The sequence below is a fragment of the Halomonas sp. 7T genome, assembly GCF_025643255.1.
Lineage (GTDB): Bacteria > Pseudomonadota > Gammaproteobacteria > Pseudomonadales > Halomonadaceae > Vreelandella.
The window spans coordinates 1,652,772-1,664,918 of record NZ_CP087112.1 but is presented as its reverse complement, the minus strand read 5'-3'; the positions used below and the strand labels follow the sequence as shown (position 1 = coordinate 1,664,918).

The window sequence follows — 12,147 nt, the reverse complement described above, 5'->3', positions numbered from 1 at the left end:
AAGCCCTCATAAATGCCTTATTTGGCCTGTAATGCTGGCCTAAAGTGAGAGCCATAACGATGCCTTTAAACCGCCGCCGATTTTTGGCGTTAGCACTGAGCTGGCCGGTAGCTGCCAACGCAACCACGATCAGTTCCGTGAGTGATTATCAGCCAACGGATCTTATCGAAACGCTGCTTTCACGGGCCCACGTCCCACGTCATAGCAATGAACTTTGGCTGCTTATTGACGATAAAGAGGCCTCGTTAAGCGTTTTCCGTGGAAATGCGTTAGTTGAGCGTATCGCGCCAATTTCATTGGGCCGTGCGGGTGCAAAGACCCAGCGCGTGCGTGGCGATAACGTTACGCCGCTGGGTGAGTTTCGTGTCAATCGATTTAATTATGAAAGTCAGTGGCATATTTTCATAGGGATCGATTATCCTACGCCACCGCATGCTCGGATGGCGCTTGAGAAAGGTATTTATTCTCAAGAAGATTATGAAGCCTACTTCGATTACTATCGGCGCCATGGCTATCCTCCGCAAACCACTGCTTTAGGGGGTGCAATAGGTATTCATGGCATTGGTGGGGGAGACCCAGATATTCATGGCAGCTATCACTGGACACAAGGGTGTGTGGCAGTCACTAATGAAGAAATCGAGCGAGTTGCCGGGTTAGTAAGTGTTGGCACTCGCGTGGTGATCCGCTAGGCTTATGTCGTTGAAGGAAGTTCGAGGTTTTAAGCGAGTGGCTATAGACAACCGCTGTCGTCTATTATAAAACAGCGTTTGACTTGTGTGCTTAGAAGATTATGCTTTGCACTGGTCGCTTTAAAGAACCTGCACCGCAGGTAGACAAATTTAAGCTAGTACTTTAGCCTTATTTTTTGTCATACCCTTAACGTTGTACCCAAGGAAGACTCAAGGAGAACACTATGACTCTGAAGACTACTCTGAAAATGACTGCCGCTGCCGCTTCTCTGGCAATTCTGGCTGGCTGTGCTTCTACCAGCGCTCTGGAAGAAGTTCGCATGACTGCAGAATCTGCACAGGCTGACGCTGCAGAAGCTCGCAGCATGGCTTCACAAGCGCTGAACACTGCTAACCAAGCTCAGCGTGACGCGCAAGCTGCTCTGCAGATGTCTGAGCAGAACCGTGAAGAAATGAACCGCATGTTCCAGCGTTCCATGCAGAAGTAATTCTGCTTGGGCTACTGAGCATCTATTTGGCTCAGTAGTTGCTGTAGATGTGAAAAAACCCCGCCTCGGCGGGGTTTTTTATGTTCAGGCCGCGACAACGTTAGGCTTCGCCGTCAATGCGAACAGCCGTGCTCACTTCAACTTCTTCAAGCAAACCTTCTAGTTTAAGGGGTGTTTGCTCAGGTTCCTCTTCTGGCGCCTGCGGGCCATAAAGTGCTATAAAACGACCGTTCGGATTTTCGATCGCGTGCTTCACCTGCTCTTCGTTCACATCAACTTGATCTTGAACCAAATCATTGAGTCGGGCTAAGGCATCCTGCAGCGGCTCAGAGTCATCAATATTCTCTTCAAGCTGCGGGAAGGTTTGCACGAATAGCGTGCCATCGTCCGCCCAGCCAGCTTTAAAGGGCGCGTCCATCAAATTTACTTTGGTTCCGCTGGGGAGGCGCTCGTAGAGTGATTCAATGTCTTCAGGATACATGCGAATACAGCCACGGCTAGCACGCATGCCGACGCCATCTGGGCGGTTCGTGCCATGAATGAGATAGCTAGGCATATCTAATAAAATGGCGTGACGGCCAAGGGGGTTGTCTGGGCCGGGAGGGACGATGGCAGGGGCTGGCTCTCCGCGCGCAGCTGCTTCGCGGCGCATTGAGGCGGGGGGAGCCCAGGCGGGATCTTTCACCTTAATCGTGGTGCGTGTAATGCCTACTGGAGTGGCAAAGCCGTCGCGGCCAACACTGACGGGATACGTTTCTACGATGCCGGGATTATCGGCAGGGTAGTAATACAGCCGCAGTTCTGAAAGGTTGATGACGACGCCTTCACGGGGAGCCGGTGGCAATATATAGCGAGTGGGGATTACGACTTCTGTACCTTTACCGGGAACCCATAAGCTGACGTCTGGGTTAGCCAGGCGGATTTCTTCGAAGCCGATATTATGCCGACGGGCGATATCGATGAGGGTCTCCTCCTGATCCTCAACGGTGATGGTGTAGTACTCGCCAACGATATCGCCATTGTCGGGTAAACGAAAATGGCCGCGAGGAAGTTCGCGGTGATCTGCTACCTGCTCGGCACCAGCCACAGCGATGTCAATAACCTCCGCGGAGCCGTCAGCGTTCTGCTGCTCGCCTAAAGACTGGGCATAGGTTGGCCCAGAAAGGCTGGCCGCTAGCAGTACAGCTAGGCTAGTAGGGCCCCATAAGTTGAAAATATGGCGAGTGTTCATGGTCGATCCTAATCGTGAATGCAGTTGAGTTAAGGCAAGTCAGGTAATGCAAAGTTGCTGTTGCCTGGGTGGAACACCCTTGTTTGTACGTCGCTTTGGCTTATTGACGTTTCCAATATGCTGCTTAGGTATAAGTTTGCCCCAAGGTCTACGCCGCCGCTACTTTTTGATTCAGTGTGGTCAGTAGAGTTTCAACCTTTTCAAAACGCTGCTCGATCGTTTCCATTGAAAATTCAAATCGTAAGGTGTCTGAGCCATCTAAACGGTAGTGCTGAGGAGATTTCTGAATCAGTGTCACTAATGTCAATGGGTCTACTTGAGTAGCGCTGTTAAACAGCACTCGACCTTTGCTCTCGCCTGCTTCGATGCGAGCCACGCCTAGCTGTTCGGCGCGTTGGCGGAGCTTAGTTTGCCGAATTAAGTTTTTCAGCGGGGCAGGAAGCAGGCCAAACCGGTCGATAAGCTCTACCTGAAGTTCTTTAAGTTCGGCGGCGCTTTGAGTATTGGCAATGCGCTTATACATCACGAGACGCTGCTGTACGTCATGAATATAGTCGTCGGGTATTAAGGCCGGTAAATTAAGGCTGATTTCTACGCCGTTATTAAAGGGGGCGTCGATATTAGGGGTTTTACCCGCACGAATTGCTTTTACGGCGCGGTCGAGCATTTCCATATACAGCGTGTAGCCAATCGTTTCCATCTGGCCACTCTGCTCATCACCCAGTAGCTCACCGGCGCCGCGTATTTCCATGTCGTGACTTGCCAGGGTAAAACCAGCGCCTAGATCATCAGAGGCGCTAATCGCCTCAAGGCGCTTCACGGCGTCTCTTGTCATCGCCTTCGGGGGCGGTGTTAGCAGGTAGGCATAGGCTTGATGGTGGCTGCGACCCACGCGGCCTCGAAGCTGATGCAGCTGTGCTAAACCAAATTTATCCGCGCGCTCGATTAAAATGGTGTTAGCGCTGGGCACGTCAATACCTGTTTCTATAATTGTGGAGCACACCAGCACGTTGAATCGACGATGGTAGAAGTCTGACATTACTCGCTCTAGGCTGCGTTCAGGCAGTTGGCCGTGGGCGACGGCCACGCGGGCTTCTGGTATCAGCTCTCGGATTTTTTCGGCAGCATTCTCAATGGTTTTGACTTCGTTATGGAGAAAATAGACTTGGCCGCCGCGAAGAATTTCGCGCAAAAGCGCCTCTTTAACAATGCTGTCGTCGCGTTGCTGCACAAACGTTTTGACCGACAGGCGGCGGGCGGGTGGCGTGGCAATAATCGAAAGATCGCGAATGCCGCTCATCGCCATGTTTAAAGTGCGCGGAATAGGCGTGGCAGTCAGCGTCAAAATATCGATTTCTGCGCGCAGCGTCTTGAGCTTCTCCTTTTGAGCCACCCCAAAGCGGTGCTCTTCATCAATAATCAAAAGCCCCATTTTAGGTAGCTCAACGCTTTTTGAGAGCAGCTTATGGGTGCCAATGACAATATCTGTGCGACCCTCTTTAATGCTCTCTAGCGTTTGGGTCATCTCTTTACCCGCTGTAAAGCGAGAAATCAGACTAATATTGACAGCGGTATCAGCAAAGCGGTCGCGGAAGTTTTCAAAGTGTTGGCGGGCCAGCAGCGTAGTGGGTACCAGTACCACTACCTGGCGGCCCGATTGCACGGCTAAAAACGCTGCGCGCATAGCGACTTCGGTTTTACCAAACCCGACGTCACCACATACCACGCGATCCATGGGTTGAGGGGAGGTCATATCGCTGATGACCGCCTCAATAGCGGCCTGCTGGTCGGGGGTTTCTTCAAACGGGAAACTGGCTGAAAAGCGGCTATATTCGTCAGCCGGCATGTCATACACAACGCCTTGTTGGGCTTCGCGACGGGCATAAATATCGAGTAGCTCGGCCGCCGTATCACGGATTTTTTCAGCGGCTTTGCGGCGTGCTTTTTCCCACTGATCAGAGCCTAGCTTGTGCAGGGGAGCGAGTTCATCATCTGCCCCGCTGTAGCGTGAAATCAAATGCAGGCTATCGACAGGGACATAGAGCTTTGCGCCATCGGCATAAGAGAGCGCTAAAAATTCATTGGCTTGCCCGCCTGCCTCTAGCGTTTCGAGCCCTATGTAGCGGCCAACGCCATGGGCTTGGTGAACAACGGGGGCGCCCTCCTTTAGCTCTGATAAGTGCCGAACCGCCAATTCGTTATCGTCAGTCGCTTTTTCTCGGCGGCGGCTTTGGCGAACCACGTCACCAAACAGCTCTGTTTCGCTAATGACTGCAACATTGGGTTCAGTAAGCCACAGGCCGCTTCCCACTTGGCTTTCCGTGATGGCCATTGTGTGCTGGCTGTGCAAGAAGGCGTGGAAGCTCTCTGCGTGGGGCAGTTGCAGTTGCAGTGGCGCAAGGATTTCCTCTAGTGCTTCTCTGCGTCCTCTGGATTCAGCCGCAAAGAGAATCCGCGTCTGGGGCTGAGAGTTCAAAAAGTCGGATAGCGCGCTAAGCGGCTGTTTTGCTCGCGCATTAATCGCCAAAGAAGGCAGTGCTTGTGCGTTAGGTGTTAGCGCGTGGCGATGCGCCTCCTCTTCGGTAAGCTCTATGCGAGGGCGCGCTTTGATCGCTGAGAAGACCTCGCTAACGGGAAAGAACGCACGATGGGGTGGTATTAAAGGCCTTGTTGGGTCGACTCCTAGATTGTCATAACGTGATTCGATAGCTTGCCAATGCTGTTCGGCTGCTGGGTATACATCGGGCAGCAGCGCTATGCGCGTGTCGTCAGTCACATGGTCAAACAGCGATGCGGTTTGTTCGAAAAATAGCGGTAAGTAGTGCTCAAGCCCAGGAGAAGGTATCCCCTTAAGTGCATCGTTATAAAGTGGGCTTTGGCGTGGGTCGACGTCAAACAGGGTTTCAAACTGTTCTCGAAAGCAGGCAATGGCACTACGGCTTAATGAGTATTCATGGGCCGGAAGTAGCTCAAGACGATCTAGTTTGTCAGTGGAGCGCTGGTTGCTTGGGTCGAAATGACGCAGCGTATCAATTTCATCATCAAACAGGTCGATTCGAATGGGTTCATCCATACCCATGGCAAAAAGGTCGATAATCGCACCGCGCATGGCGTACTCACCCGGCTCATACACGGTTTCCACAGCACGATAGCCCGCTCGGGAGAGCGATTCCCTGAACGTTTCACGATGGAGCTTGGCGCCTGTTTGCAAGGTCATCACCCTGCCAGCAATATATTCCACCGGCGGTAAGCGCTGCATTAACGTATTGATAGGAACCAATACAATCCCGCGTACCCCATCTTGAAGCTGCTTAAGAGTGCGTAAGCGAGCAGAAATAATATCCTGGTGGGGTGAAAAACTGTCGTATGGCAGCGTTTCCCAGTCCGGGAAGGGCAGAACAGGTACGGTGCTATAGAACGCTAAATCTTGCTCCAGGCGCTGGGCGCTGGCGGTACTGGGGGTAATGACCAGTAGTGGCGCGCTGGATGCTATCTGGGCGAGCGCCAGGGCAGTCGCACTGCCCGGCGGCGCTGTTAGATAGAGCGTGTCGCGAGTCCCTTGAGGCTGGGGCGGTTCGAGCAGAGAGAAAGAAGGCATAGGTACGGTATCGTTTTTGCGCTGAAACGGAACCTGAATCATACACGATCGATACTTTTAGTTAGAGACCCTGATGGGTCAGTGTGAGTGGCGATGCTCTGCCGGTGCGTTTAAATGCTTCGCTATTATTGGGAGTTTGTAGTCAGCGGCCGAGTTCTGTAATCCCCCTACATGCTGTGCGACTAACCTTTGATTGCTACTCAGCCTTAAGCCCAGGATAATGCACGCTGGTTTTTTCTTTACGACCCTGTTTTCACTACCCAATGAGGCCGCACGTGAGTCAGCAAGCTCTCGAAAACGTTTTTCAGGATTGGCAACACAACGAAGCTTTGGCAGAGCAGATGATTCCGCTTGTCGGACAGCTTTATCGTCAGAACAACGTTGTTGCCACCATGTTCGGACGTTCGCTGATCAAACGGTCGGTTATTCGTATTCTCAAAGATCATCGCTTTGTGCGTAAGATTGAAGGTACCGAGCTGTCTGTTGAAGATACGTTCCCCATCGTTAAAGCGATGAGCGAGCTAAATCTAGGGCCTGCACATGTCGATGTGGGTAAGTTAGCTGTCAATTTTAAGCGCCAAAATTGTGGCGATCTGGACGCTTTTCTGCGCGATGAGTTAAGCGATATCATCAATGGCTATACGCCAGGCGCTAGCACTGGCGAGCCGCAGGACGTGGTGCTGTATGGCTTTGGCCGTATCGGTCGCTTGTTGGCCCGTGTGCTGGTTGAAAAGGCTGGCGGTGGTAACTTGCTGCGCCTACGCGCGATTGTTGTACGTGGCCGTGGTGACGTAGCAAAAGATCTTGAAAAGCGCGCTAGCCTGCTTCGCCGCGACTCCGTTCATGGGCCTTTCGAAGGTACCATTTCAATTGATGTTGATGCGCGTACGCTTATCGTAAACGGTAACGTAGTACAGGTAATCTATGCTGATTCGCCCAGTGAAATCGATTACACCGCGTATGACATTAATAATGCGGTGATCGTAGACAATACGGGTATTTGGCGTGATGAGGCCGGCCTAGGTCAGCACCTTGAGTGCAAAGGTGCGGCGAAAGCGCTGCTAACGGCTCCGGGTAAAGGCGATATTAAAAATATTGTCTTCGGTATTAACCACAACACCATTAGCGATCAAGACCGTATTGTTTCGGCGGCGTCTTGTACCACCAATGCTATTGTGCCTGTGCTCAAAGTGCTCAACGATGAGTACGGTGTGGTAACCGGTCATGTTGAAACGGTGCATGCCTACACCAACGACCAAAACCTAATCGATAACTACCACAAGGGTGACCGTCGTGGACGCAGCGCAGCCCTTAATATGGTGTTGACCGAGACGGGTGCGGCAAAAGCGGTTGCTAAAGCGCTGCCGGAGCTTGAAGGTAAGCTGACGGGCAATGCTATTCGTGTGCCAACGCCCAACGTTTCCATGGCGATTTTGAACCTCACGTTAGAGAAAGGTACCGATGCTGAAGCGCTAAACGACTATTTGCGCCGTATGTCGATTGATTCGGCTTATCAGAAGCAGATCGATTTTGTCGACTCAGCAGAAGTGGTTTCCTCTGATTTTGTTGGCAACCGTCATGCGGGCATTGTAGATGCCAAAGCGACGATTGCTAACGGAAACCATGCTGTCGTATACGTTTGGTACGATAACGAGTTCGGTTACAGCTGCCAGGTAATTCGTATTCTTCAGCAGATGTCGAACGTGCAGTTCGTGAAGCTGCCCCGTCAAGTAGGTTGATCTTACGCCCAGCATAAAGGCCTTTCTTTGACAGGAAAGGAAAGAGCACGGTTTTGCTCGCTCTTTAAGCCTTTGCTATCAACGCCACCTTCGGGTGGCGTTTTGGTACCAGAAACAAACCTATCTGAAAAGCATATAGCACCTTTGGAGGCCCTCAGGGATGTGGTCATTGGCCGCGCTTATCTTTATAATACGTTAGATTTTTCGGGGTGGTTCAAGCGTGCTTGGGCCTGACTGGTAACAATCTGAACAGAAAAACAAGAATTCACTGAGCAGAAAATAAGCATTCGAACCCCTTACCTTCGTATATCCGATCCATCAACTGGGCGAGACTATGATCGAAGTCAAAAAAGGCCTGGATCTCCCCATCACGGGAGCGCCCGAGCAGCGTATTGAAGATGCGCGGCGTGTGCGCCACGTGGCAATCCTGGGCACCGACTACGTTGGCATGAAGCCAACGATGGAAGTTCAGGAAGGGGATAAGGTCAAACTAGGCCAATTGCTCTTCACCGATAAGAAAATTGATGGTGTACGCTTTACAGCGCCCGCCAGCGGTGAAGTTGTAGCAATTAACCGTGGCGAGAAACGCCGTTTGCTGTCTGTCGTTATTAAAGTCGATGAACATGAAGAAGCGATGACATTCGCGTCTCATGATCGTGGTGCTTTGGGGCAGCTAGAGCGTCAGGTCGTTGTCGACCAGCTGGTTGAGTCTGGACTCTGGACTGCCTTGCGCACCCGTCCATTCTCACGTACGCCAGCTATCGACAGTACACCTTCCGATATCTTTGTCACCGCTGTGGATACGCATCCGCTAAGCGCTGACCCCGCCTTAATCATCAACGAAAATGCCCAAGCATTTGAAGACGGCCTCAAGGTGCTAACCCGCCTGACCGAGGGCAACGTTTTTCTGTGCACGGGTGCTGACGCTTCCTTGCCAGGAAGTGATGTTAGCGGTGTTACAACCGAAAGTTTTGCTGGGCCGCATCCTGCGGGCTTGGTAGGGACGCATATCCACCACCTTTCGCCTGTCGCACTGCATAAAAAAGTGTGGCACATCGGCTATCAGGACGTTATCGCGTTCGGCAAGCTGTTTGTTGAAGGGCAGCTCGATATGACCCGCGTTATCGCGGTGGGTGGCCCGCGTGCAGAAAATCCTCGTTTGCTGCGTACCCGTGTGGGTGCTAGCACCGATGAACTCTTTGCAGGTGAAGTTATCCAACCGGAAGACACCCGTGTAATTTCAGGTTCTGTATTCTCGGGCTTTGCCGCCGAGGGTAAGCTGACCTTTCTGGGGCGTTTCCATAATCAGGTGAGCATGCTGGAAGAAGGCAATAAGCGCACCTTTATGGGATGGCTATCTCCTGGCGCGAACCGTCACTCAGTTCTTGGCATTTATATTTCTAAGCTTAAAGGCCTGCATAATTACGCACCGACGACATCAACCAATGGCTCTGAACGTGCCATGGTGCCGGTAGGCGCGTATGAGACCATTATGCCTTTGGATGTAATGCCAACGCAGCTGCTGCGTTCGCTGATCGTGGGCGACATTGAAGTTGCCATGCAACTTGGGTGTCTTGAGTTAGACGAAGAGGATTTGGCGCTTTGCACGTATGTTTGCCCTGGCAAATACGAGTATGGCCCCATCCTGCGTGACAATCTCACCATGATCGAGAAAGAGGCCTGATGATGGGTATTCGACAAACACTCGATAATCTCGAGCCGCACTTCCACAAAGGTGGTAAGTACGAAAAGTTCTACCCGCTCTACGAAGCGATAGATACCGTTTTCTACTCACCGCCTAGCGTGGCAAAAACCACTGCCCACGTGCGTGACGGTATTGACCTTAAGCGCATTATGATCACTGTCTGGATGTGTACGTTCCCGGCAATGTTCTTTGGCATGTGGAATGCAGGCTGGCAGGCGAATACTGCCATTGAAGCGGGCTACGCTTCCATGGGCGGTTGGCGCGAAGCCATTATGATGACCCTGGCCGGTGGGCATGATCCCAGCAGCTTGTGGGCCAACTTCGTGCTGGGTGCCACGTACTTCTTGCCTATCTACCTCGTGACATTTGCGGTAGGTGGTTTCTGGGAAGTAATGTTTGCTATTAAGCGCGGTCATGAAGTGAACGAAGGCTTCTTCGTTACCTCTGTACTTTTTGCGCTAATTTTGCCTGCAACGATTCCGCTGTGGCAGGTTGCCCTGGGCATTACCTTTGGTGTCGTTATCGGCAAAGAGATCTTTGGCGGTACGGGTAAAAACTTCCTAAACCCTGCGTTAACTGGCCGCGCGTTCCTATACTTTGCCTATCCGGCGCAAATTTCCGGTGATGCAGTGTGGGTGGCCGCTGACGGTTATACAGGGGCGACTGCACTCTCGATGGCGTTCCAAGACGGCATGACCGCCTTGACGAACACTTTCACTTGGTGGGACGCCTTCTTAGGCTTTGTGCCAGGTTCAGTGGGTGAGGTGTCAACGCTGGCGATCTTTATCGGCGCTGCGGTGCTGCTGTGGACCCGAATTGCTTCGTGGCGGATCATGCTAGGTGTATTCCTGGGTATGGTGATTACCAGTACCCTGTTTAACCTGATCGGCTCTGACAGCAACCCGATGTTCGATATGCCGTGGTACTGGCATCTAGTGATCGGTGGCTTCGCATTCGGTATGGTGTTTATGGCAACAGATCCTGTGTCTGCTTCCATGACTAACCAAGGGCGCTTTGTGTTTGGTGCGCTAATTGGTGTGATGACCGTGCTGATTCGCGTAGTAAACCCGGCCTTCCCGGAAGGCATCATGTTAGCCATCCTGTTTGCTAACCTGTTTGCGCCGCTGATTGACCACATGTTCGTCCAGGCCAATATTAAGCGCCGTCTCAAGCGGACTGGCGTTCCGGCCGAGGAGACTGCCTAATGGCACAAGGTAACAACTCCATAAAGAAGATCCTGATCGTAGCATTTTCGCTGTGCATCGTGTGTTCGGTGATTGTGTCGACAGCAGCTGTGGCACTGCGCCCTGCCCAGCAGTTAAACCAGGAGCTGGATCGTAAAACTAACATTCTTAACGTGGCTCGGCTTTACCAGCCCGGAATGGATGTTGAGGAAGCGTTCCGCACCCAAATCACCGCGCGTGTGGTAGAGCTGAATACGGGTGAATACACCGATCAGTTCGACCCCAACACCTTCGATGGTTTTGAAGCGTCTCGCGATCCTGCGACGGGTCGGACGCTTTCTGGTGATCGTGATATTGCGGGCCTGTCACGCGTTGAGAACTACGCGACCGTCTACCTTGTCGGCGATGCAGAAAACCCCGATCAAATTGTTCTACCCATTCGTGGTCAAGGGCTCTGGGGTCGTATGATGGGTTTTCTCGCGGTTGAAGGAGATGGCAATACCATCGTGAGTATCACCTACTACGACCATAGCGAAACGCCGGGTCTTGGTGCTGAGGTGAACAATCCACGTTGGCAAGCTCAGTGGGAAGGTAAAAAGATTTACGATGAAGAGGGCGACCTCTCACCGGAAATTCACCTGACCAAAGGCGGCGCGAGCAACGAGTATGAGGTTGATGCACTATCTGGTGCAACGCTGACAAGTAACGGCGTGACCAACATGCTGCAGTTCTGGTTCAGCGAAGAAGGTTTCGGTCCGTATTTGGCGAAGTTCCGTAGTGGAACCGAGCCAGAAGACGCCGAAGATACCGACACCAACTTCGACGACGTTGAGGGGGCCTGATCATGGCGGATGCAAACGCAAAAAGCGTCTTAACGGCGCCTATCTTTAAGAACAACCCCATTGCGCTTCAGATTTTGGGTATTTGTTCTGCCTTGGCGGTAACGACCAGCATGAGCGTGTCGCTGGTTATGGCGCTAGCGGTAATCTTTGTAACGGCTTTTTCGAACCTGTTCGTCTCGTTGATCCGGAATCATATCCCGTCTTCGATTCGTATCATCGTGCAGATGACCATTATTGCGTCGCTGGTTATTGTGGTTGACCAGATCCTCAAAGCTTACGCTTATGAAATGTCGAAGCAGCTGTCAGTGTTTGTGGGTTTGATCATCACTAACTGTATCGTAATGGGTCGTGCGGAAGGCTTTGCGATGACCAATACGCCGGGCATGTCGTTCCTCGATGGCATCGGTAATGGTTTAGGTTATGGCTTTGTCCTGATGGTGGTTGGTTTCTTCCGTGAGCTGCTGGGTGCTGGTAGCGTATTTGGTTTTACTATTCTGCCCACGGTACAAAACGGTGGCTGGTATGTGCCTAACGGCATGATGCTTCTGCCGCCCTCTGCCTTCTTTATCATTGGTCTGCTGATTTGGGTACTGCGTTCAGTGAATCCTGAGCAGGTAGAAGATAACGAGTTCAAAATGAAGCACAACACCAAGCCGAAGGAGGCCGTGTAA

General features: G+C 52.0%; 9 protein-coding genes. 7 read left to right on the top strand and 2 right to left on the bottom strand.

Annotation, left to right across the window (positions count from 1 at the left end; all coding sequences use genetic code 11):
• Window positions 1-59 precede the first annotated feature (59 nt).
• Complete coding sequence (locus tag LOS15_RS07735; protein WP_263069344.1) at window positions 60-689, top strand: murein L,D-transpeptidase family protein; 630 nt, start codon at window positions 60-62, stop codon at window positions 687-689.
• Between the two features lie 224 nt (window positions 690-913).
• Window positions 914-1,177 (top strand): Lpp/OprI family alanine-zipper lipoprotein, encoded by a 264-nt coding sequence (locus LOS15_RS07730; RefSeq protein WP_018917296.1) that lies wholly within the window; start codon window positions 914-916, stop codon window positions 1,175-1,177.
• A 100-nt stretch (window positions 1,178-1,277) separates the two neighbouring features.
• On the opposite strand, the gene LOS15_RS07725 is transcribed toward LOS15_RS07730, so the two are convergent.
• Together LOS15_RS07725 and mfd are read right to left on the bottom strand one after the other, a co-directional pair.
• A complete protein-coding gene (locus LOS15_RS07725) occupies window positions 1,278-2,408 on the bottom strand; it encodes a L,D-transpeptidase family protein (protein ID WP_263069341.1) in 1,131 nt (376 codons plus the stop codon).
• 148 nt (window positions 2,409-2,556) lie between these two features.
• The gene (gene mfd / locus LOS15_RS07720; RefSeq protein WP_263069659.1) at window positions 2,557-6,006 is read right to left on the bottom strand and encodes a transcription-repair coupling factor; all 3,450 of its coding nucleotides are present in this window, start codon (window positions 6,004-6,006) and stop codon (window positions 2,557-2,559) included.
• 275 nt (window positions 6,007-6,281) lie between these two features.
• Between mfd and LOS15_RS07715 the strand changes: the two genes are divergently transcribed.
• The 5 genes from LOS15_RS07715 to LOS15_RS07695 all read left to right on the top strand — a co-directional run bounded on the left by LOS15_RS07715 (window position 6,282) and on the right by LOS15_RS07695 (window position 12,147).
• The gene (locus tag LOS15_RS07715; protein ID WP_263069339.1) at window positions 6,282-7,745 is read left to right on the top strand and encodes a glyceraldehyde-3-phosphate dehydrogenase; all 1,464 of its coding nucleotides are present in this window, start codon (window positions 6,282-6,284) and stop codon (window positions 7,743-7,745) included.
• Between the two features lie 334 nt (window positions 7,746-8,079).
• On the top strand, window positions 8,080-9,429 hold the full coding sequence (locus LOS15_RS07710) for a Na(+)-translocating NADH-quinone reductase subunit A (protein WP_263069337.1): 1,350 nt from the start codon (window positions 8,080-8,082) through the stop codon (window positions 9,427-9,429).
• Window positions 9,429-10,655: an NADH:ubiquinone reductase (Na(+)-transporting) subunit B gene (locus LOS15_RS07705; protein WP_263069335.1), complete on the top strand. Its 1,227-nt coding sequence runs from the start codon at window positions 9,429-9,431 to the stop codon at window positions 10,653-10,655. The genes LOS15_RS07710 and LOS15_RS07705 overlap by 1 nt, the downstream gene beginning before the upstream one ends.
• Entirely contained in the window at window positions 10,655-11,476 is an 822-nt protein-coding gene (locus LOS15_RS07700) for a Na(+)-translocating NADH-quinone reductase subunit C (protein ID WP_263069333.1), read from the top strand. Before LOS15_RS07705 ends, LOS15_RS07700 begins: the two co-directional genes overlap by 1 nt.
• A gap of 2 nt (window positions 11,477-11,478) precedes the next feature.
• Complete coding sequence (locus LOS15_RS07695) at window positions 11,479-12,147, top strand: NADH:ubiquinone reductase (Na(+)-transporting) subunit D (protein ID WP_263069331.1); 669 nt, start codon at window positions 11,479-11,481, stop codon at window positions 12,145-12,147.